Origin of the sequence: Acinetobacter sp. WCHAc060042 (assembly GCF_003231195.1) — a bacterium.
Classification (GTDB): Bacteria; Pseudomonadota; Gammaproteobacteria; order Pseudomonadales; family Moraxellaceae; genus Acinetobacter.
Window position 1 is genome coordinate 41,927 of the sequence record NZ_QKVN01000004.1, and the last position, 22,928, is coordinate 64,854.

Annotated in this window: 22 protein-coding genes; 8 read left to right on the forward strand and 14 right to left on the reverse strand. The window is 41.0% G+C overall.

All coding sequences use genetic code 11. The features are described 5' to 3' along the window. Positions 1-33 precede the first annotated feature (33 nt). Positions 34-1,308, forward strand: a complete 1,275-nt coding sequence (locus DPG01_RS02790; protein ID WP_110974119.1) for an MFS transporter — start codon at positions 34-36, stop codon at positions 1,306-1,308. Positions 1,309-1,364: 56 nt separating this feature from the next. Further along, positions 1,365-1,850: a hypothetical protein gene (locus DPG01_RS02795; protein WP_110974120.1), complete on the forward strand. Its 486-nt coding sequence runs from the start codon at positions 1,365-1,367 to the stop codon at positions 1,848-1,850. Between the two features lie 91 nt (positions 1,851-1,941). Here DPG01_RS02795 and rodA read toward each other — a convergent pair whose 3' ends face one another. The 6 genes from rodA to DPG01_RS02825 form a co-directional block, all read right to left on the reverse strand. Beyond that, positions 1,942-3,078, reverse strand: a complete 1,137-nt coding sequence (gene rodA / locus DPG01_RS02800) for a rod shape-determining protein RodA (protein WP_086207582.1) — start codon at positions 3,076-3,078, stop codon at positions 1,942-1,944. 114 nt (positions 3,079-3,192) lie between these two features. Further along, positions 3,193-3,903, reverse strand: a complete 711-nt coding sequence (ispD, locus tag DPG01_RS02805) for a 2-C-methyl-D-erythritol 4-phosphate cytidylyltransferase (RefSeq protein ID WP_404814600.1) — start codon at positions 3,901-3,903, stop codon at positions 3,193-3,195. Beyond that, complete coding sequence (locus DPG01_RS02810; protein WP_086207584.1) at positions 3,872-4,273, reverse strand: septum formation initiator family protein; 402 nt, start codon at positions 4,271-4,273, stop codon at positions 3,872-3,874. The genes ispD and DPG01_RS02810 overlap by 32 nt, the downstream gene beginning before the upstream one ends. Before the next feature lie 7 nt (positions 4,274-4,280). Beyond that, on the reverse strand, positions 4,281-5,570 hold the full coding sequence (eno, locus tag DPG01_RS02815) for a phosphopyruvate hydratase (RefSeq protein ID WP_110974122.1): 1,290 nt from the start codon (positions 5,568-5,570) through the stop codon (positions 4,281-4,283). Between the two features lie 60 nt (positions 5,571-5,630). Next, positions 5,631-6,488 carry a 3-deoxy-8-phosphooctulonate synthase gene (gene kdsA / locus DPG01_RS02820; protein ID WP_086207586.1) on the reverse strand — a complete coding sequence of 286 codons (858 nt, stop codon included), beginning with the start codon at positions 6,486-6,488 and terminating at the stop codon, positions 5,631-5,633. A gap of 31 nt (positions 6,489-6,519) precedes the next feature. After that, complete coding sequence (locus DPG01_RS02825; protein ID WP_086208223.1) at positions 6,520-8,160, reverse strand: CTP synthase; 1,641 nt, start codon at positions 8,158-8,160, stop codon at positions 6,520-6,522. A 226-nt stretch (positions 8,161-8,386) separates the two neighbouring features. On the opposite strand from DPG01_RS02825, the gene DPG01_RS02830 reads away from it, so the two are divergent. Beyond that, positions 8,387-8,785, forward strand: a complete 399-nt coding sequence (locus tag DPG01_RS02830; RefSeq protein ID WP_010326968.1) for a hypothetical protein — start codon at positions 8,387-8,389, stop codon at positions 8,783-8,785. A 68-nt stretch (positions 8,786-8,853) separates the two neighbouring features. Here DPG01_RS02830 and DPG01_RS02835 read toward each other — a convergent pair whose 3' ends face one another. After that, the gene (locus DPG01_RS02835) at positions 8,854-9,744 is read right to left on the reverse strand and encodes a LysR family transcriptional regulator (protein ID WP_010326969.1); all 891 of its coding nucleotides are present in this window, start codon (positions 9,742-9,744) and stop codon (positions 8,854-8,856) included. Between the two features lie 110 nt (positions 9,745-9,854). Between DPG01_RS02835 and dkgB the strand changes: the two genes are divergently transcribed. Next, positions 9,855-10,661, forward strand: coding sequence for a 2,5-didehydrogluconate reductase DkgB (dkgB, locus tag DPG01_RS02840; RefSeq protein WP_110974123.1), 807 nt, complete (start codon positions 9,855-9,857; stop codon positions 10,659-10,661). Positions 10,662-10,669: 8 nt separating this feature from the next. Continuing rightward, positions 10,670-11,839, forward strand: a complete 1,170-nt coding sequence (locus DPG01_RS02845; protein WP_110974124.1) for an MFS transporter — start codon at positions 10,670-10,672, stop codon at positions 11,837-11,839. A gap of 57 nt (positions 11,840-11,896) precedes the next feature. On the opposite strand, the gene DPG01_RS02850 is transcribed toward DPG01_RS02845, so the two are convergent. The 3 genes from DPG01_RS02850 to DPG01_RS02860 all read right to left on the reverse strand — a co-directional run bounded on the left by DPG01_RS02850 (position 11,897) and on the right by DPG01_RS02860 (position 15,690). Continuing rightward, positions 11,897-12,994, reverse strand: a complete 1,098-nt coding sequence (locus DPG01_RS02850) for a YheT family hydrolase (protein ID WP_110974125.1) — start codon at positions 12,992-12,994, stop codon at positions 11,897-11,899. Positions 12,995-13,073: 79 nt separating this feature from the next. Next, positions 13,074-13,487: a nuclear transport factor 2 family protein gene (locus DPG01_RS02855; RefSeq protein WP_110974126.1), complete on the reverse strand. Its 414-nt coding sequence runs from the start codon at positions 13,485-13,487 to the stop codon at positions 13,074-13,076. A 178-nt stretch (positions 13,488-13,665) separates the two neighbouring features. Continuing rightward, positions 13,666-15,690, reverse strand: coding sequence for an NADPH-dependent 2,4-dienoyl-CoA reductase (locus tag DPG01_RS02860; RefSeq protein WP_110974127.1), 2,025 nt, complete (start codon positions 15,688-15,690; stop codon positions 13,666-13,668). 169 nt (positions 15,691-15,859) lie between these two features. On the opposite strand from DPG01_RS02860, the gene DPG01_RS02865 reads away from it, so the two are divergent. Together DPG01_RS02865 and DPG01_RS02870 are read left to right on the forward strand one after the other, a co-directional pair. After that, complete coding sequence (locus tag DPG01_RS02865; protein ID WP_086208224.1) at positions 15,860-16,399, forward strand: PadR family transcriptional regulator; 540 nt, start codon at positions 15,860-15,862, stop codon at positions 16,397-16,399. 21 nt (positions 16,400-16,420) lie between these two features. Beyond that, entirely contained in the window at positions 16,421-17,332 is a 912-nt protein-coding gene (locus tag DPG01_RS02870) for an alpha/beta fold hydrolase (RefSeq protein ID WP_110974128.1), read from the forward strand. A gap of 157 nt (positions 17,333-17,489) precedes the next feature. Here DPG01_RS02870 and DPG01_RS02875 read toward each other — a convergent pair whose 3' ends face one another. Genes DPG01_RS02875 through DPG01_RS02885 form a run of 3 tightly spaced genes read right to left on the reverse strand, consistent with a single transcriptional unit; the run spans position 17,490 to position 19,500 of the window. Continuing rightward, the gene (locus DPG01_RS02875; RefSeq protein ID WP_110974129.1) at positions 17,490-18,269 is read right to left on the reverse strand and encodes a glutathione S-transferase N-terminal domain-containing protein; all 780 of its coding nucleotides are present in this window, start codon (positions 18,267-18,269) and stop codon (positions 17,490-17,492) included. A 44-nt stretch (positions 18,270-18,313) separates the two neighbouring features. Further along, the gene (gene rraA / locus DPG01_RS02880) at positions 18,314-18,826 is read right to left on the reverse strand and encodes a ribonuclease E activity regulator RraA (RefSeq protein WP_086207595.1); all 513 of its coding nucleotides are present in this window, start codon (positions 18,824-18,826) and stop codon (positions 18,314-18,316) included. Between the two features lie 8 nt (positions 18,827-18,834). Beyond that, a complete protein-coding gene (locus DPG01_RS02885) occupies positions 18,835-19,500 on the reverse strand; it encodes a nucleoside-diphosphate sugar epimerase (RefSeq protein ID WP_110974130.1) in 666 nt (221 codons plus the stop codon). Between the two features lie 213 nt (positions 19,501-19,713). Here DPG01_RS02885 and rpsT point away from each other — a divergent pair, with 213 nt between their 5' ends. Next, positions 19,714-19,980, forward strand: a complete 267-nt coding sequence (gene rpsT, locus DPG01_RS02890; RefSeq protein ID WP_086207597.1) for a 30S ribosomal protein S20 — start codon at positions 19,714-19,716, stop codon at positions 19,978-19,980. 236 nt (positions 19,981-20,216) lie between these two features. Here rpsT and DPG01_RS02895 read toward each other — a convergent pair whose 3' ends face one another. Next, positions 20,217-22,853 (reverse strand): M66 family metalloprotease, encoded by a 2,637-nt coding sequence (locus DPG01_RS02895; RefSeq protein ID WP_110974131.1) that lies wholly within the window; start codon positions 22,851-22,853, stop codon positions 20,217-20,219. Positions 22,854-22,928 lie beyond the last annotated feature (75 nt).

The window sequence follows — 22,928 nt, forward strand, 5'->3', positions numbered from 1 at the left end:
TTTTTTTAATTCATATTTGAAATTATTCTATTTATGTCGCTTTTCCATTCCGACGCTTTTTTGGCTTTTCGTTCACGTGATTTTTCACTTCTGAGTGTCAATCAGTTGTGCTTAATTCTAGCCATCATAATTCAAGAAGTCGTCATTGCTTATAGCGTTTACCAACTCACTCAGAATCCACTGAGCCTCGGTATGATTGCCTTAATTGAGTTACTGCCGTTCATTTGCCTCTCCCTGATTAGTGGTGACTGGGCTGACCGCTATAACCAACAAAAAATTGTGCAGTGGAGTTTTAGCTGTAGCACTCTAATTCCCTTACTATTTATTGTTCTTTTTTCTCAGTACCAACAACAGCATATTCAACAAAATACACTTTTATGTGGCATTTATAGCCTCATCTTTTGCTTAGGCATACTTAGAGGCATTTACAGCCCATCATTTAATTCATTACGCCCTTTTCTCACCCCAGAGCCAGCCTATAGCAATGCAGCCACTTGGACGGCTCTCATTTGGCAAATGGGCGGAATTTTAGCACCCTTATGTGCAGGACTTTTACTCGGCCAACTTGGGCTTGAAAAAACCCTCTTTATTGTTTTTTTCTTATGTTGCATGGGTAGCATCTGCTTATTCGGATTAAGTCCTCGTCAATTCCCTAGCCCGCATAAACAGCATTTAAGCAAAAGCTTAAAAGAGGCCTATGTGTTTATCTTTAAACATCCACTGATGTTTTGGAGCATGTTGCTGGATCTCAGCGCCATGCTTTTTTGTAGTGTTATTATCTTACTACCTATTTTTGCACACGATATCCTGCATCTAGGCGTTGAAGGCTTAGGCATACTCAGAGCTGCACCTGCGATGGGTGCCTGTATCATGATGTTGGTGCTGACCTGTTATTCTCCAATGCAAAATGCATGGAGAAACATGCTCTATAGTAGTTTTGCCATTGCTTTGTGCACTTTAGCTTTCGCACTATCCTCCCATCTTTGGCTCTCAGTCTTCTTCCTTGTTTTGATCGGCGCCTTTGATAGCATCAGCATGGTCATTCGACAAACTTTATTACAACAGCTCCCACCGAAAGCACTATTAGGGCGTGTTGCAGCTTTAAATGGCATCTTAGTGACTTCAGGCAATCAACTCGGCGCACTACACATGAGCCTGATGACACGTTATTTTTCTGTGGTGCCAGCCGTCCTTATTGGTGGGACACTATGCTTAATGATTTGTGGTCTAAGTTCAACTCGTACGCGACATTTACTCAGAGTATCTCCAACACGGAAAAAGCATGCCACCGCCACAAGAAGCGAATAGCATGTTAAGCTTCAAATCCTCTTTTAATACGATGTGAGTTTTCAATAGAGCAAATTATGAAACAGATTCTCCCCTTTTCACACACTCTCTATGCAAGACTCTATTCTTTCTTACTCTCCGTGTTGCTAGCTTATTGCCTATTTAATGCAATCTATAGTGTGATTATTGGTGGAAAAAGCGCGTACCTTTTTAGTGGCCTGGTTTTAATTTTTCAAACCATCCTTGTTTTTAAAGCATCATTAAATAAAAAGATCTATAACGTTTTGGGATTGATTGGACTTATTTTATGTCTGGTTTATTTACATCATTGGGCATTTCTTTTTCAGCATGAAAGTATTGCGATTCTTCCCTCAGTCATACTCGCCCTACTTAGCTTAGGCTATTTTTCACAGCAACATTTGCGTTTAAATGTATTGATGGTGGCTTTACTTTTTGGGCTGTTTATACTGGCTTATACGCAATACCATGACTTGAACACTCTACAAAACTACTATAATAGCTTGCATACAGGCGAAACATGGCAACAGTATGGTGCTTTATAAAACCTAAAAATACAGCCTAGTTTTCTCAGTATGACATAAGTTTTAAATACAAAAAAAGCCAGCAATAGTGCTGGCTTGATTCTTTTAGACTTTAGCGATGGGTATGGATTGACATTACAATGCCCATACTGGCCAACATAGTAATCACCGCGGTTCCACCATAACTCATCAACGGTAAAGGATCACCTGTTACTGGTAAAATTCCGCTCACCATCCCCGAGTTTAACAATACGAAGAAAAAGAACGTTAAGCCCACAGCACCCGCATATAAACGACCAAAATTATGAAAGCTATTCATACCAATAATCAAACAACGAATAATAATTGCGGCAAATAAGCTAAACAGCAAAAACACCCCAATAAAACCAAACTCTTCTGCATAGGTCGACATAATGAAATCGGTGTGATGCTCTGGCAAATATCCTAAATGTGACTGTGTACCTTCAGTGAAGCCCTTACCCATTAAGCCACCTGAACCAATGGCAATCTTGGATTGGATAATATTCCAACCCGCACCCAATGCATCTGACTCAGGATCAAATAAAGTGAGCACTCGCTTTTTCTGATATTCTTGTAAAAAGAACATCCACAGCAAAGGTGTAGCAACAGCCAAAGCACCACAGGCCAAAGCAATCAGACGCCAAGAAATACCACTGAGGAAAATGACACACACTCCTGGAATCAAGAGACCTAAGTTTAAGTCAGGTTGCAAAGCAGCCAATAAAAACGGCAACATCATGATGCCCAGCGAAATCACAATGTGCATAAACTTCGGTGGAAAAGCACGACCTGCGAAGTACCACGCCATCATTAAAGGCATAGCAAACTTCATAAACTCAGAAGGCTGCATACTGCCTATACCCGGCAGACTGATCCAGCGCCTTGCCCCCATTCGAGTTTCACCCACAACCAAGACCAGTACCATCAAAATCACTGCGAAGATGAAAAAATAAGGACTAATGGCCTGATAGACTTTGGGTGGAATTTGCGCACAGATAATCATCACAATGAAGCCTACAGCAAAACTGGTGGCTTGGCGAAATACCATACCCATATCTTGTGCTGAGGCACTATAGATTACCAGCAAGCCCAAAATGGCATTTAAAATAAGAAAACATAAAAGCCATGGATCTAAATGTAGTTTAGCCCAACGAGATGAGTCATGTTTAATGCTTCTGCCGTCACGTAAAGACTGACGTAAAAAACGATACTGTTGTGATGGTATCATTTGCGTAATTTGAATGAGCTAAAGACAGGGCAAATTATAAGTTTAAAGTGTTTTAGATAACATCATTCAAACCCATATTTCTGTAGTTTTCGCCCAATAAATCCAATTATTTTTTTATTGTGCCGCTAAAATAAGTCGTGCAAGCTCTAGGTCATCAGGATAGGTAATTTTAATATTATCAGAACGGCCTTGTACGACTTGAACTGGTTGACCTACAAACTCCAAAGCACTAGCTTCGTCGGTAATGACTGCATTTGCTGCAAGTGCATGCTCAATGGCTGACTTCAAAACACCCAGTTTAGCAATCTGTGGGGTTTGTGCCTGCCAAAGCTGTGAACGGTCAATCGTTTCTTGAATATTTTGCGCTGAGACCACTCGCTTTAAAGTATCCCTAACAGGAATCGCCAAAATCGCCCCTGTATTGAACTGAATAGCAGTATCAACCAGTTGCCATAGACAATCCTGCGTTACACATGGACGTGCTGCATCATGCACAAAGACCCAGTCGTCAGCATTAGCGATTGTGGAAAGATAATTGAGCGCATTGAGCACCGAGTTTACACGCTCAGCACCACCTTCACAGAAATGTGCTTTTTCCATATTGGTAAAAGGCAAACTTTGAGCGACATCATCATCTGAACCAATCGCCAAAACATAGCCTTGTAAAGGTAAATGATTTAGACGAGAAACCGTATGCTCAAGCACAGTTTTTTGACCAATCATTTGGTATTGTTTCAGTTCTGATTTAGAGAAACGACTTCCAGAACCTGCAGCAGGAATAATCGCCCACAATTTATGGGGTAGCTGGAGGGAGTTCAGGCTCATCGTCTTCATTGGTCCGCAAATCAATTTGGGCGTTCGGATTAATATAAACAGGTTTATATTGAGTACTGATGGTACTCATTTGAATAAACGTTTCTCGCGGTTTAATTAAACCCAAGTCTAAGCGCGCATGCTCTTCAATGGCCTCAATACCATTCTTCAAATCATACACTTCTGCCGCCAAGACACGATTACGTTCTTTTAAGTCGTTATTAATTTCAGTTTGTTGTTGGATTTTTTGTGTGAGTTGTAAATGGTCTTGATAACCACCCTCACCAAACCAGTATAAATACTGAAACCCTGCGATCAAAATGATCGCAAGGCCTAGTAGTACTTTACTCATCAACGAGTCGAATACATTGAACATTGACATCAGTCGCTTAGTTTAAACCTTTAAACTCAGCTTTACCGCGGTAAGCAGCATTTGTCAATTCTTCAATACGAAGCAATTGGTTGTATTTCGCTACGCGGTCAGAACGGCAAAGTGAACCTGTCTTGATTTGACCAGCAGCAGTACCTACCGCAAGATCCGCAATAGTAGAATCTTCAGTTTCACCTGAACGATGTGAAATAACAGTGCTATAACCATTTGCTTTCGCAAGATAGATCGCATCTAGAGTTTCAGTCAACGTACCGATTTGGTTGTATTTGATTAAAATAGAGTTACCTACTTTCTCATTAATACCACGTTGAAGGATTTTTGGGTTTGTAACGAACAAGTCATCACCCACCAACTGGATTTTATCACCAAGGATAGATGTCAAGTAAGACCAACCTTCCCAATCTGACTCATCTAAACCATCTTCAATAGAGATAATTGGATATTGGTTTACAAGGCCCGCTAAATAGTCAGAGAACTGGTTGCTTGTGAATGCTTTATTGCCTTCACCAGCAAGGATGTACTGACCATTTTTGTAAAATTCTGAAGATGCACAGTCAAGTGCAAGCATAATATCAGAACCTGCTTTGTAACCAGTTTGACCAATCGCTTCAAGAATAACAGTGATCGCTTCTTCGTTTGAACGTAAGTTCGGTGCAAAACCACCTTCATCGCCTACAGCAGTGTTTAAACCTTTTTTGTTTAAAACTGATTTTAGAGAATGGAAGATTTCCGCACCCGCACGAAGCGCTTCAGAGAATGAAGTAAAACCTACAGGCTCAATCATGAACTCTTGGATGTCGACGTTGTTATCTGCATGCGAACCACCATTGATGATGTTCATCATTGGTACAGGCATAGTCAAAGTAGTTTGACCGCGTAAGTCTGCGATGTATTGGAAAAGAGGAATTTTCTTTTCATCAGCAGCAGCACGTGCAGCAGCTAGCGATACCGCTAAAGTTGCATTTGCACCCAATTTTTCTTTGTTTTCAGTACCATCAAGTGCGATCATCGTGTTGTCGATGTCTTTTTGTTCAAATACTGATTTACCCACTAGAGCATCACGGATCAAAGTGTTTACGTTATTAACCGCATTTTTAACACCCTTACCCAAATAGCGTGCTTTGTCGCCATCACGAAGTTCTAAAGCTTCACGAGAACCAGTTGAAGCACCAGATGGTGCACATGCACGGCCAACTACGCCAGATGCTAAGATTACGTCTGCTTCGATGGTTGGGTTACCACGAGAGTCCAAAATTTCACGTGCACGGATGTCAACGATTTGGCTCATGAACAATTCCTCAGTAGATTAATAACGAGATGCTTTAGATAGCACCAATGAGTTTATAATTTAGTGTGTATCTAACTTTTTGAAACCTTTAACCAAGGTATCCAATTCTTTGAGTTGTGCTAAGAATGGCTCAAGCTGAGACATACGTAATGCACATGGACCATCACACTTGGCTTTTTCTGGATCTGGATGTGCTTCCAAGAATAGACCAGCTAAACCTGTTGCCATACCTGCACGAGCGAGCGTCGTGATTTGCGCACGACGACCACCCGCAGAATCCGAGCGACCACCTGGTGTTTGAAGCGCATGAGTCACATCAAAAAACACAGGGACATTCATTTCTTTCATGATATCAAAGCCCAACATGTCTACAACCAAATTGTTATAGCCAAATGCTGAACCACGTTCACAAATAATGAGTTTGTCATTTCCTGCCTCTAAACACTTATGCAAGATATGACGCATTTCGTGTGGTGCAAGAAATTGTGCTTTTTTAATGTTGATAATGGCATCTGTTTTTGCCATCGCTTCAACCAAATCAGTCTGACGACTCAAAAAAGCAGGAAGTTGGATAATGTCTGCAACTTCAGCTACAGGTGCAGCTTGGTAAGGCTCATGTACATCTGTAATGATAGGCACATTGAAGTGTTTTTTAATGTCAGCTAACCACTCAATTCCTTTTTCTAGGCCTGGACCTCGAAACGAGTTCAAGCTCGAACGGTTGGCTTTATCAAAACTGGCTTTAAATACGTAAGGAATCTCCAAACGCTTACAGATATCAACATAAGTCTCTGCAATTTCAAAAGCCAAGTCTTTAGACTCAAGTACATTCATGCCGCCGAATAGTACAAATGGCAAGTGGTTTGCCATTTGTATATCGCCTAAACGTACAATTTCTTGTGGTTTTAATTGTGACATTTAAACTTCCTAGTTTATTTATTAACCCAGATTACTTTGCTTTTTTATGCTGTGTTTTAGCAGCGTCAATAAAACTAGCAAATAATGGGTGTCCATCACGTGGTGAACTTGTAAATTCTGGGTGGAATTGTACAGCAATAAACCAAGGATGTTGAGGAATTTCAACTGTTTCTACCAAGTGCTGCACTGGTGAGTAACCAGAAACTTTCATCCCAGCCTCTTCAAGCGCAGGAATAAAACGGTTATTCATCTCATAGCGGTGACGGTGACGCTCAATAATGTCTGCTGAACCATACACTTCACGTGTTTTTGTGCCTTCAACCAATTCTGATTTTTGAGCACCCAAACGCATCGTACCACCAAGGTCAGAATCAACATTACGCTGTTGAACTTCGCCACGCTCATCTAACCATTCAGTAATGAGACCAATTAATGGAGATTTTGTTGAACGGTTAAATTCAGTAGACGTTGCATCACTAATGCCAGCAACATTGCGCGCATATTCAATCACAGCCAACTGCATACCTAAACAGATACCTAAGAATGGAACACCGTTTTCACGTGCGAATCTAATCGCTTGCATTTTCCCTTCAGTACCACGCTCACCAAAACCACCTGGCACCAAGATTGCGTCCATATCTTTTAATACTTCGCTTACATCTTGGCTTTCAAGTTCTTCAGCATTGACATAGTCAATTTGCACTTTAACGCGATTCTGAATGCCTGCATGTAATAGTGCTTCATTGACAGACTTATAAGCATCTGGCAGTTCAACATATTTACCCACCATTGCAACACGTACAGTGTATTCAGGGTTAAGTAATGCCTCTACGACATTATCCCAGTCCGTCAAGTCAGCTTCAGGCAAGTCGTTAAAACCAAAACGTTCACAAATTAAATCATCAACATTTTGTTCGTAGAAGGTACGTGGAATTTGGTAAATGCTACGCGCATCTTTACACACCACAACTGCACGTGCTTCAACGTTGGTAAACAAAGCAATTTTACGGGTCGTGTCTGCATCAACATCGTGTTCAGTACGACAGATTAAAATGTCGGGTTGAATACCAATTGATAGCAGTTCTTTTACCGAGTGCTGCGTTGGTTTTGTTTTCAACTCTGCCGCAGATTTGATATATGGAAGCAAAGTTAAGTGCATAAGCATGGTGCGCTTATGACCTAGCTCAACCATCAGTTGACGTACAGATTCCATGAATGGGAGAGATTCGATGTCACCTACTGTGCCGCCAATTTCAACAATCGCAACGTCATAACCTTCGCCGGCACGAAGTACACGCTCTTTGATGTTGTCTGTAATGTGTGGAATAACTTGAACAGTTCCACCAAGGTAGTCACCACGGCGTTCTTTATTTAAAACGTCTTGGTATACGCGACCAGAAGTAAAGTTATTTAACTTGGTCATTTTCGCACGACGCAAGAAACGTTCGTAATAACCCAAGTCTAAATCGGTTTCTGCACCATCCTCTGTGACAAAAACTTCACCATGTTGGAATGGGCTCATAGTCCCTGGATCGACATTAATGTATGGATCCATTTTTACCATGGTTACTTTTAATCCACGGGCTTCTAAAAGCGCAGCAACTGAAGCAGCTGAAATACCTTTACCTAGTGATGAAACTACACCACCAGTCACGAAAATAAAATGGGTCATTGGGTTTCTCGTACAATCGAGCCTAATTCGGCCTGCAATGTTGCGCAATTTTACTTTACCTTGCACCAATAAAGCAAAGTCAATCCGCATCAATTCATAGAACAATAAACAATTGGATATTCTATCAGCATTTGGCAGATAAAATTAAGCTAAGTTCATAGGATTTTCATCTTGCATTTTGCTGTTATACTAGTGAAATCCCTCAAACACTCAATTTTGTGTAATTATGAATAAAAAACTTTTAATTTGTGGTGCAATTGCAGCAGGTTTACTATTAACAGCATGTGTAAAGAAAGAAGCACCTAAAGAAGATGAACAAGAACAAGTTGAAGTAACAACAGAGCAACAACAACCTGTTGAACTTCAACCCTTAGAAGCATCAGAACCTGAGATTCCAGCACAAGTTGAAGTGATTCGCGAAGAAACGCCGAACACCACCACTGAAATACGTCGTGAAACACCAGCACCTGCTCCAGCAGCAGAGCCTGCACCTAAAGCAGAGGCACCAAAGGCTGAAGAAAAACCAACGCAAGCGCGCCCAAGCAATACAAACCCAAATACACAAACTGAAGATGATGCAGTTGCAGCTGCCATTGCAGCAGCGACGCCAGCTTTAGAAAACTAATCATCTCAATATTGATGATCATAAAAAAACCCGATCTCAATCGGGTTTTTTTATTGTTGCCTGATAACTTATAAATAGTCTTTTAATTTTTCTGCAAGAAAGTCGATAAACAACCGAATACGTTTGGGGACATAATTTTGCTGATAATAAACTGCATGTATTTTTTGTTCATGTATTTTTATTTCATTTTCAAATAAAGCGACAAAACGCCCTTCCTGAATATCTTTTTCAACCATAAAACGTGATAAACAGGCAATACCCACACCCTCTAGTGCCAACTGACGGACTGTTTCACCATTGGAACATTTTATTTTCGCCTGAATGGTCAACGGCTCATCCTCAAGCTGAATAGGCCACGTATTTAAATGTGCAGGTTGGCTAAAACCAAGCAAAGTATGTGAGCTTAATTCTACGGTCTTTTTCGGCATTCCTTGTTTTTGGATATATTCAGGGCTTGCCACTATATATAAACGACTTTTACAAAGCAGCTTGGCATGTAAGCTTGAATCTGCCAACTCACCAAACCGAATCGCGACATCGGTTTTATGTTCAAGTAAGTCTATGACCTGATCATGATTGGTAATTTCTATATCAATTTTTGGATGACGCTGCATAAACTCCTCAATCAGCGGCACAATCACATGCAGTACAAAAGGCGTTGCTGAATCAATCCGAATTAAACCAGACGCCTCCGCATCAGTATTTTGCAGACTCTCTTCAGCTTCGGTCAGATCAAGTAAAATCTTACGCGCCTTTAGCAGGAACTGCTGCCCTTCATAAGTCAGCTTGAGCTTCCGTGTCGTTCGCTCCAGCAAAGTCACATTCAACTTCGACTCTAAACGTTGCAATGCACGGCTAACACCCGATGTGGTCTGATCCAACTGCTGCGCAGCTTTGACAATAGAACCACTATCAACAATGCTCACAAAAGCCGTTAATTCTTCTATGGTTGATTTCATATTCAATTATTGATTATTAGTCAATAATATTTTGCAAATTACCCAGTTTTTAAGCAAGACCTTTTTCTACAAAATAGCCTCATTCCATGAAACAAGTTATCGAGTAAAAAATGAATATCGTTTCTCAATTCGGCGTAGGCACTTTCCGTTTAACAGGTGATACCGTCATTCAGTCTGTGAAAATTGCACTAGAAGTCGGTTATCGCGCAGTCGATACTGCACAAATCTATGGTAATGAAGCCGAAGTTGGTCAAGCTATTGAGCTGAGTGGTATCAATCGTCAAGATCTTTTTCTCACCACAAAAATTTGGACGGAAAATTATTCAGCCGAAAAATTGATTCCAAGTTTAAAAGAAAGTTTGAATAAATTAAAAACCGATGCAGTAAATCTAACCTTGATCCACTGGCCTGCCCCAAGTACAAGTGTAAATATTGCAGAACTCATGCAGAATTTATTGGAAGCAAAACAACAAGGTTTGACCGAACACATTGGTATTTCTAACTTCAATATTGAGCTGACTCAACAGGCAATAGAGAGTATTGGGTTAGAAAATATCGCAACCAACCAAATTGAGCTCAGCCCCTATCTACAAAACCATAAGTTGGTTGATTTCCTCCAAGCCCAAAACATTGATGTCACTTCATATATGACACTGGCTTACGGTAAGGTTTTGCATGATCCAATTCTAATGCAGATCGCGCAGCAACATCAGGTATCCACTGCACAAATTAGCTTAGCTTGGGCATTACAACGTGGTTTTGCAGTCATACCCTCTTCAACCAAACGCGAACACTTGATATCCAACTTAAAGGCACAAGAGATTCAACTCTCGACTGAAGAAATGATGGCAATTACGCAATTAGATCGAAATCAACGTGAAGTGAATCCTGAAGGATTAGCTCCCATTTGGGATTGAGCATCGCTATGAAAATTAATTTTCCACTTTTGGCACTTGCAGTGGGTGCTTTTGCCATTGGAACCACCGAGTTTTCACCCATGGGCTTTTTGCCTGAAATTGCCAATGATTTGTCCGTTTCAATTCCACAAGCTGGACTGCTGATTAGTGCCTATGCAGTAGGCGTCATGATTGGGGCTCCGCTCATGACCTTATGGCTGGCACGCTTTCCTAAGAAAACAGCTTTAATCCTATTGATGGCAATTTTTACGATCGGAAATGTGTTGGCAACCGTTGCGCCTGATTATATGAGCCTGATGGGAGCACGTTTAATGACCAGTTTAAACCATGGTGCATTCTTCGGTTTAGGTTCAGTCGTAGCCTCAAGTGTAGTGCCTAAAGACAAACAAGCCAGTGCGGTCGCTATGATGTTTATGGGCCTCACCATTGCCAATATTGGCGGTGTCCCACTTGCAACGTGGCTCAGTCAAAATACCAGTTGGCGCGTGGCTTTTGCTGCAATTTCAATCTTAGGTATCATGACCATGTTGGCACTTTGGAAAGCACTTCCACAAGATCACGATGTGGTTAAACCGAATGTGGCAAAAGAATTGCGTGTTTTAACACGTGCGCCTGTCGTCCTTGCCTTACTAACCACGGTCATGAGCGCGAGCGCAATGTTTGCGTTATATACCTACATTGCTCCGAGCCTACACGTATTTATGCATGCATCACCACAAACCATCACCTTCATGTTGGTTTTAATCGGGATCGGTTTCTCTATTGGTAACCATTTTGGCGGAAAGTTTGCCGATCTATCCTTAGAGAAAACCCTGATAGGCTTCCTTGTCCTTTTAATGCTGATGATGCTTATTTTCCCCGTACTAGCGCAAACAACTACTGGTGCAGCGATTGGCTTGGTGATTTGGGGTGCGGCAGCATTTGCGGTTGTACCGCCACTGCAAATGCGCGTCATGTCGGTCGCAGAAGATGCGCCTGGACTCGCCTCTTCAGTCAACATTGGTGCGTTTAACTTAGGTAATGCCTTAGGTGCCTTTGCAGGTGCAACGGTACTGAGTCTGCAACTCAGCTATGCAGCAGTTTCATATACAGGTGCCGCGCTCAGCTTTATGGCCTTGATCTTAGTTTTACTGCAGATGAAATTTGGTCTCAGCAAGAAAGCTTGTGAAGCCGTCTAAGTTTTAGATGACGAATCCAATCAAAAAAGACCTACACTACTGTAGGTCTTTTTATATTTAGTGTTTTTGTTGTTCCAGTTTCAAAAAGTCCGCAATCAACTTGGTTGCCCAAGACTCGGTATTGAGCGTCCCTTCATAGAAACCACAATGACTGCCCTTTTTCGTCGTCACTACAGCAATATTCGGCATTTTTTGAATCATATCTTTATACGGTTCGAAGTTCTTAATGTGACAGACGGGATCATCCTCTGCATTTAAAATCAGCAATGGAATGGCGACATTTTCAAATACATAGATTGGATTTGTGGCTTGGTTATAACTGTCATAGTCTACATAACCCGCCATTTCATAATAACTCGATTCAAACTCAGCCAAGGTTTTGGTCATTAAGACTTGCGATACAGAGGTCGTTTGTTGCCACGTTTGCTGGTAAGGAAAAATAAATTTCTTAAACAGTTTCTTGGTCATGACTTTACTGTAAAAGGGATGTACATTTACAAAACCCAGCTCCGTATTATAGCCTGGGCACAGGGCAAAAGCCGCTTTAAAAGGGGTTTGATTACCCTCTTCTCCCAAATAACGCACTAAAAGCCCCGTGCCCGCAGAAGAACCTACGGCAAAAAGAGTTGAAGTTGGAAATGTGCTTTGAATAAAGGCAATTTGTTCACGTAAATCATCAGTTGAACCGAAAAGATTCATTTTCGGTACAGGCATAGGTAGGTCAGCATGACCACGGCGTAAACAGAGTGCAATGCGCCAACCTGTATGGCGATTTAAGTCACGTACCACCTCACGCATACTTTCAGGCGAACCTGTAATCGTATGCATGACCACAACCGTTGGCGTCGCTTCAGGTAAGTCATAACCGAACCACATAATGCCTGTGACCCCACCGTCTTGCATCTCTAATTGATCAAAATGATCATACTCTAATTGAATTTGACGTTTCCGAATCACATCAAAATACAAAAGATGGGCATGCGAGTTGGATAACCACGGTGTCGGTCGGTACTTTTGTTGAAGCTGTGGTAGTGCACCTATCGTCTCTTGAATTTCACCTTGCGGATTAAGAAAAAGTTTCGGGTGTTCCGCACCAGTTACTCGATCCAATGCCGTTTGACGTAATTGATTTAGCAAACTGAACACAGCATTCATATCAATACCTTCTTTTCCTATCTTTCTTAGTGATGCATCAATTTTCGTGCCTAACTATAAATAACAAGTCACACCTTTATCATCCAGCTTGAGGTGCAAACGCTGCCATTCGCTGTCCCATTTGTACAGCTAAGGCCTCTAGCCCCGACTTAGGACGAATCATCACTTCAAAATCTACAATTTGACCTTGCTCATTAAAACGAATCATGTCAATCCCTTTGAGCTTTTTTTCGCCTACATTGGCTGAAAACTCAAGAACGACACTTAAACCATCTTCTGTAAAAAATTCACGGTGGTAAGTAAAGTTTTCAAAAACCTGAATCACATTACTCAAAATAAAAAAAACAACTTGCTTCCCTGAGTAAGGATTAAAAGCCACTGGAGAGCGAAACACGACATCTTCGGCCAAGAGCTCACTTAAAGCACCCATATCACGGTTGTTGATCATCTCATGCCAACGTTGCAGTGCTTGTTTTGTTATTGCTATGCTCATTATTCTATCCCTATGAATTTGAATGCTTTTAATAAATCAAATGAAGACAGTTTGACCTTCTAGAAAAGGTAGAGGTGAGGAAAAATACTCATATTTCTGACAACACCTCTCATCCCCCTTCCTTAAAGGAGAGGGACTTGTTTACAATTTATTCAACTGATTCAAAAATGATGATGCTTTAAATAGTTGCAGCTAATTCAGCGCCTTGACGAATTGCACGCTTTGCATCTAACTCACCCGCTTCTTTTGCACCACCAATTAAATGCACATTCTTACCATCTGCTTTTAACTGATCATACATAGCTGTGTAAGACTCTTGACCTGCGCAAATAATGACATTATCCACTTCTAATACTGTTGGCTGATCATTGACAGTAATGTGTAGTCCTTGATCATCAATCTTGTCGTAACTTGCACCTGCAATCATTTTTACATCACGATGCTTCAAACCAGTACGGTGAATCCAACCTGTCGTTTTACCCAAGCCTGCACCTACCGCATTCGACTTACGCTGCAATAAGTAAATTTCACGCTCAGACTGCTCAACGCTAGGCTGTTTTAAACCGCCGACATGTGCATAACTGGTATCAATACCCCATTCATCATAGAATTTTTCAGGGTTTAGACTACCGCTTTCACCTTCATGGCTTAAATATTCTGCTGTATCAAAACCAATCCCACCTGCACCAATAATGGCTACACGGCGCCCAACAGGTAAACGCTCTTTAAGTGCTTGGATGTACGTTAGTACTTTTGGATGATCCACACCCGGAATGTTCAATTCACGTGGCGTCACCCCTGTCGCAACAACGATATCGTCATAATCTGCATCTTGTAGTTCTTCATAAGTTACTAAATGATTAAGAACCAAACGGATATTAGGTTGCAACTCTATTTTACGTTTAAAATAACGAATAGTTTCGTAGAACTCTTCTTTGCCCGGAACCGTTTTTGCAATATTAAACTGTCCACCAATTTGATTGGCTGCATCAAACACTGTCACTTGATGCCCACGCTCAGCAGCATAAGTAGCAAAGCTTAAACCTGCAGGGCCAGCACCAATCACTGCGATATTTTTCTTTTCTGCACTTTCTTTAAAAATCAGTTCAGTTTCATAGCATGCACGCGGGTTGACTAAACAGGTCGCAATTTTCATCGAGAAAATATGATCTAAACACGCTTGGTTACAGCCGATACAGGTATTGATTTCATCACTACGACCCTGCTCTGCCTTAAGGACAAACTCTGAATCAGCTAGCATTGGTCGTGCCATAGAGATCATGTCTGCGTGACCTGACGCCAATACATGCTCAGCCATTTCAGGAGTATTGATACGGTTTGACGTAATCAATGGCACTTTGACAATGCCTTTTAATTTTTCAGTTACCCATGTAAATGCAGCACGTGGGACTTTGGTTGCAATGGTCGGAATACGTGCTTCATGCCAACCAATCCCTGTATTAATAATTGTTGCGCCCGCTTTTTCGATTTCTTTAGCAAGCTGAATTACTTCTTCTAAGCTTGAACCACCTTCGACCAAATCCAACATGGATAAGCGATAGATAATAATGAAGTTTTCACCCACCTCTTCACGTGTACGTTTGACAATTTCTATTGGGAAACGAATACGGTTTTCATAACTTCCACCCCATTCATCATCACGATGATTGGTACGCGCTGCAATGAATTCATTAATTAAGTATCCTTCTGAACCCATGATTTCGACGCCATCATAGCCTGCATACTGTGCCAACTTTGCACAATGAGCAAAATCTGCAATGGTTTGATTCACCTCAGCAGAGGTTAAAGCATGTGGCTTAGTAGGATTAATAGGTGCTTGAATTGCAGAAGGTGCAACCAACTCTGGCTGATAAGAATAGCGGCCTGTATGTAAAATTTGCATTGCAATTTTACCACCAGCCGCATGCACAGCTTCCGTAATCACTTTATGTTTGTCAGCTTCTTCACGGCTATCTAACTTTGCACCACCTGCAAAAGTCAAACCTGCATCATTCGGTGAAATACCACCTGTTACGATCAGTCCTACACCACCTGCTGCACGCTCTGCATAGAATGCGGCCATACGATTATAACCGTTTGGTGCTTCCTCTAATCCAATATGCATAGATCCCATGAGTACACGGTTTTTTAATGTGGTAAAGCCTAAATCTAAAGGCGCAAGTAAATGCGGATAATTAGACATATATACTCCTTGGCGTGCTTTCGCTGGCTGGTATTTTAAATACAAGGTTAAATCAAACTATTTAATGCAACAAGTTGCATACTTTTTATCTTTATAATCGAGATTTGTTTTTTATGCAACATGTTGCATAATGACTCTACGTCCATTTTATTTGCGAAATATTACCAAAATGTCATTAGCTCATGTTTTATTGACCAGTTTGATTGAAAAACCAAGTACAGGCATTGAGTTAGCACGTCGCTTTGACCGTTCAATGGGCTTCTTTTGGAATGCAACACATCAACAAATTTATAGAGAACTCAGCGCTATGCAGAGCAAAGGCTGGATCTCAACCATAGAAGAAGATGGTGCAACGTCTAGAAAAAAAACCTATCAAGTTGAACAACTTGGACGCACAGAATTGGCAGATTGGTTGGTAAAACAAAGTCCACCTGCTCAACTAAGAGAAGAAGTCATGGTGAGACTTCGTGTTGAAGCTCAGTTAGGTGGTAATGCTGTCTTACCTGAGCTGGAACGCCATTTAGCTCTACATAAAGAAAAATTACAGATTTACCAAACGATTTTTGCTAAAGATTTTGGGCAGGCAGATCCTCATGATCGAACCTTGTATATTCATAAAATGATCTTACAACTTGGGATCAATTTAGAGGTCGGCTGGATTGAATGGTTAGAAACCATTATTCCCACGCTTAAAACATTTGAAAAATAAAAATCATACAAAGGATTGACCATGCCACACTATACGATGCCCGATGGTGAAAAACTCTATGTTCGCGAATTTGGACAAGGCGAGCCTGTACTCGTACTTTCTGGTTTAGGCATGCAAAGCTGGCAATGGCTCCCTTTTTTATTTCAACATCGGAAAAAATATCGTTTTTATATTCCCGATTGGCGTGGCTTTGGTGGTTCAGCACAGTGTCGAATTCCAAAACTAGACGCTATCTCTAGCCATTGGCAAGATTTAAATTGTTTTTTAGAACAACAAACACATCATCAATTTCGTGTTATTGCCTATTCTATGGGGGCCACCACAGCTATGCATGGCCTGCAATACGGTCACTTTCAAAAACATGTACATAGTTATCTACACATTGACCAAACCCCTAAAATTTGCGTAGATGCAGAATGGTCACATGGTCTATTTGCAGAAAAACATAAAGATTTTAAAACCATCTTACAAAACATTACGGAACTTTTGGCACAAAATACTCAGTACAATTTGGTCTCTGAACTAAAGCCAACGACTCGCACACAACTGGTCGACTACTGGTTCGCGTTTATGCAACTGCAAGCCAAGCCATCTCGAAGCACAGTTTTATTTCAAAAAGCTTTTCAACAACCACGCTTACAGAAGTTTATGCTTCCTATTCAGCGTTTAGACTATATGGCTTGGTACATCCATAATTATCTTTACCATCAAGAAGATTATCGTCTCGCGCTGAGTCAGATTGACCGTCCCACCACATTCTTTATAGGTGAGATGTCTAAGCTCTATCCTTCGCAAGGACAAAAACTGATTGCATCAAGCGTACCTTATGCCAAAACAGTGATCTTCAAAAAGTCAGGGCACACACCGCTGTTAAGCGAACCGCTCAAATTTTCCAAAGAAATTATACGTTTCCTCAAAGCTGCGGATATTTAAATGTATATCGTATTATCAGTCAAATGATAAATATTTTTATAACAGCTGAAGATAAATACAATTAATCATTCCATTGTAATGACAAAAAAATCAGATCAACCTGATAAAACATCAATGCTTAGAAATCAAAAGAGGCATCTCTTTGAGATGCCTCTTTTTATGCTGCATAGGTCTGCTTGAGATAAGCAACAATATCCGCTGACTCAAACAATGCCGTGCCTGTATTCGGATCGACGAGATAAGGCACTTGAATATCACGCCCCATCACTTGCACAACTTGCTCACGCTTTCCACCTGCAAGTGGGACATATTTGCCTGGCTTTAAGCGTAGTACGGCAGGACCTTGATCTTGCCAACGTTCTTTCGGCACATTATTAAATTTAAATGCTAACTCCAGTTCAGTCAGCAAACCCCGCACAACACGTGTATATGGACTGGCTTCAAATCCCCACAGTTGAAGCAATTGTTCAGGTGCGGCACGATTTTTAATTTTTTTATTCAACCAAACACCACGCGCGCCATTTACCAACGTGCCCACATAAGCGACATAAGGTGTTTTAGGATAATGTGCATACTTTTTCGGCGTGTTACCACTTCGACCATACTGTGCAAATAAATAGTGAATGATGTCTTCTGACTCGTACAACTTGGTATCTGTATTTTCATCCACCAAAAATGGAAACTGAGTCTTACCACCTAACTGTTTCACTAGGGGACGATATTTAGTACCACCCTTAGGACATGGATAGACTTCATAATCCAAATTGAGCAAAGTCAAGACTTCACGCACACGGCGACAGTATGGCGAACCTTCAAATTCATAGAGCTTTAAAGCTTGCTCTGGTTGTTTAGGATACGGCGTTCCCGTTACACCACGCCCACCTTGAGTCAGTCCCGAAAAAAGAGCTTGAATCACTTTAATTTGATGCTTCACCATAATGTACGTCCCTATGTTGTATTCAGGTCACCATGAAAAAGTTTTTATACTTCTACTAATTTTTCTTTTGAAATCACAATACCGTTATTATCTGCATAGATATAGTCACCTGATTGAATGCTGACTCCACCAAAATGCAAGTCAATATCTACCTCACCTACACCTTTACGCTGACTTTTTTGCGGGATAGCTGCTAAGGCATGTACACCCAAGTCTAATTCAGCAATGGCGTCAACATCACGCACACAACCATAAATCACCACACCATTCCAATGATTTTTCACAGCCGATTCAGCAATCAAGTCCCCCATCAATGCGCAGCGCATCGAAGCTCCACCATCAACAACCAACACCTTACCTGCCCCTTCAGTTGCGAGAAGCTCTTTCACACGAGAGTTATCTTCAAAGCATTTCACTGTCACGACCTGACCCGCAAAGGTTTTGCGTGCGCCATAACTTTGAAAGAACTTACCATCCATGGATGGCGTTACCACTTGTAAATCAAGCTCAGGATGATCATCCAATAAATCACATGTCACAAATGCTGTCGTCACCACACTTCCCCTCATTTTGTCTTTTGTATGCGTAAATTATCATAGATTTCAAATTTATTGGTCTGCGTTTGAGCAGCCTCCACCATAGTATGAGCCACTTGCTCTGCTGTCACTGGCTTATATTTAAAATGATTCGGTATAAAGTGCGAAAGTTTCAAATAGCCTTTTTGGAAAATATCTTCAAGTAAACGATTTTCACTACGTTGGCCAATCAATAAAGACGGTTGTAATATACTTACTTTATCTAGCCCAAGCCCCCGAATCGTATCTTCAAGCTCGCCTTTGACTCGGTTATAGAACAGTTTTGAATTTGCTTGTGCACCTAAAGCACTAATCAACAAATAATGCGTTTTGGTTAAAACAAATAATTCAGCAAAATGCGCATTCACTACATAGTCTATGGCATAGAAATTTTCTTTAGAGCCTGCTTTTTTCAGTGTTGTGCCCAAACAACTAAAAGCATGACTAAAGCCTTGTACATCCTCATGGTTTAGCAAGAGAAAGTCATCCAGCTCAAGTTGCTGTACTTTATCGTACCGATCGAGCTCAACATTATGTCTTCTAACTACCGCTAAAATTTTGCTACAATCTTCGAGTTGCTGTAATTGTTGAATCAGGTTTAAACCCACTAAACCTGTTGCTCCAATCACAATCGCTTGTTCTATATTTTGTGTCATTTTTATACAAACTCCCATGTAGATGGCTAATCTTAACGTTTCTTTAAAATTTTTATGTATCTTAAATATGGTCAAGGCATGTCAAGACTTGACTTCATGGCGTATATTAATCAAAATATGGCACTTGTTTACGGGCTGGTGATTGTTCTTCTGATGTGGTTTTCAGTTTGAATTTCAGCCCGCCCAGACCAATTTAATTCAAGGAGTGCACGAGTGGCAAACTCTGCTCAAGCTAAAAAACGTGCTCGTCAAAACGTTAAAGCACGCAAACACAACGCTAGCTTACGTTCTATGGTTCGTACATACATCAAACGTACAGTAGCTGCTATCGCTGCTGGTGATCATGCAGTTGCTTCTGAAGCATACAAAACTGCTGTACCAGTAATTGATCGTATGGCTGATAAAGGTATCATCCATAAGAACAAAGCTGCTCGTCATAAGAGCCGTTTAAATGCACAAGTTAAAGCTTTAGCTAACTAATTTATGCATTAAAAAAAGCCCTTTTTAAAGGGCTTTTTTTGTATCTAATTTTCCCTACGGCCGCTCATATCACTTTTGATGCATGTATCTGATACATAAACCTGTCTATTTGTTCTATAGAAATAGAACATCACAGTTATTCAAACCCATCCAAATATTAACTTACAAAAAAAGCTCCCTGCCGAGAGCTCTCTTTTAATTTCACTTTAAAATACATTACCCACTTAACAACGTACTTAATTCACAGATCCAGTTTTTAAGTGTTTCACTAAAATACCAATATTTTTTGAGCTTGCTCCAGCCAAAATCAAACTTGTATTTTGGTTCAGCATCGTCCACCTTTGATTATTATTACCAGAGCAACTGTATCGAATTGCAATTTGACGATTATTCACCAAATTACCAGTATTCAAATCTAGGCATTGTCCAGCTTGCTTAATGGCAGAAGTCGATACATCCATTGACCACACTTGTGCTAAGTTATTCTTCACACACTCCGTGAGAGTTACTTTTGCACTCCCTCCATTGCCTGTTAAACACTGCCCGATTATAGCCTTATTATGAATACGACCTAAGCCATCATAAACCCATTGTTCCGTATCATCACCCACACAGCTCGATGGCCCACTAATATAAACATCTATATTCTGGCCAGATGTCAGCTCGGTTTTTAAGCAGTTTTTATTGTTTTTCAATAATGCACTTTGCTCAAGCGGGTTATCTTGTTGCAAGCCTAATTTCACAACAAAAGCATTCATTGCATCAACAGCTGCAGATACCTCTTTGGCTAAATCGTCATAGTAGACATTTATCCAACGGTTTAAACGCATCAATTTGTTTTCTTGCTCTTCATAACGCACCAATTGCTGTTGAGCAGCTACGCTCATTTCATTCTTATAAGACTTATAAGCTTGATAAAGCATTAAACCATTTGGAGATAAAACAATCATATTGTTTGTCGCTTGGTTAAGTAGCTCTTGTTCAAGCAGAGGCAACTCTAAATCACGTAAGGCTTTATAGCCTTGAGCCTTTCCAATTTTTACCGCAGGCGTAATCGCCGTAGCATATTGTGGAATCACAATGGTTGATAATAATTTTGCCTCCGCATTGGCTTGCTTACAGTATAAATCAACTTTTTGTGGCTGCTCCGCAAGCGCTAAGTTGACATGCAATTTATTGGCATTACTGCCTAAACGTGTCGGGGCTAGAGCGATATTGGTCACTGTCTTTGGATACTGTACATTTAACCAACATGCAGCCTGACCCAACGCCGTGTTGGCTACAGGTAAATCATAGACATTACCCCAGTTTGAGCGTGCTGCTGGATATAATAATCCAACTTGGGCTACCGGATCGTAACCACCTAAAATGGTCAATACAGGTTCGCCAAAGATTCGTGGACGTAGATAGTTTTGCTTTGGCTGATACCAAACAGGGGCAGTAGAATCTGGCATGATTGGCTGTGCCACATCCATCTGACGTGTGACTTCATTCCACTTTTTATAACCTGTAGGCGAGCTCTTATCCCAAACATAACGGTTAAAGTGTGGTTGAATTTTCAAGTAGGTACTATAACCCGTATAGTGGGTATAGCGTGAAACTGAGCTTGATGCATAACCACCAGACATGGCATCTCGACTATGTGGATATAAAGCCAAGAAGTTCGCAATTCCTGTGGAAGCCGCCCATAAGTCCTTGCTATTCCAAATCAAATTACCCCGCATCATATTCCGATACGGAATATAGCCCCAGCCACTGTCAGCATGATGAGAAGTCCAAAACTGATTCTCACCTTCCTGCCCTGGATAATGTCCAAGTCCATAATGATGCCCTATTTCATGGCTAAATTCGTTGCCAACCGAATCATATAAGGTCAGCATGCCATTCCCCCCACTTAAACCATGAGTACTTTCACCATTGGCATATTTCCCACGACTATGATGTGCAACCACCGTTTGAGTTAACTGAGGCTGACTTTGGCTAGCCATTGAGGCACTGGTGACACCCCAATTCGCCAAATTTATTCCTACACTAAAAGTCGATTTACCAACATTTTCACGCATGTCACCTTCATACACACCACCTTGATCCGCACTTGCTGTATTGTAAATAGTTCCATCCGCAATCATGACCCGATCAAGCTGAATATCATCATATTTTGCAATAGTCATTTCAGCAGCAGGGATTGTTTGGAAGTAATCCGAACCTGCACGTACTGGATCATTCAACATATAGTGCCCTGTAGCGACAGGCGGTGCAGTTAGCATCCCGATACGAATATTGTTTAAGACCAACTCTCCTGGAGAGGCAAAATCAATTTTATCTTGCGTAATTTGTCCTTGACGGCCAGTAGAGTCTTTCAGCTGAATACTCAACCCTGGACGAATTTCATCCCAATTGAGTCGCGCACTCCATGCACGCTGACTATATTGCACTCGAGCCCGATCATCAGTATTGGTCTGATCCGATGCAGGAATCTGTGTTGGGTCATCCAGCTCAATGGTTCTTAACCATTGGTTATTCATATAAATATCTGCTTTCAGACTCTCAATTTTCCCCATAGCATCATTTGGCGTAACTAACAACAACGCTTCTTTTTCCATCGTTAGACGTGGCATTTTTTTACTTTCATTGCCATTTGGATCAACCACATGACTCTGACCGAATTGCAACATAGCCTCAAAACTACCAGTTAAATCGTTACGGATTACGCGTGTATTCGCGTTTGCATCGTAATCAAAATAACCCAAGGTATTTGTGTCTGAAACATCATGTGTAGGCTCAGCATAAGGTGTTACGACAGGTGCTGTGGAATCTTCAACTCCTTTATCCCCATCATCATGACCACCGCCACCACCACATGCTACGAGCATCAGCGTCACAACACAGAGGCTTAACTTACAATATATAAACCCATTCGCACTTTTCACAACTTTCCCCCAAAATCA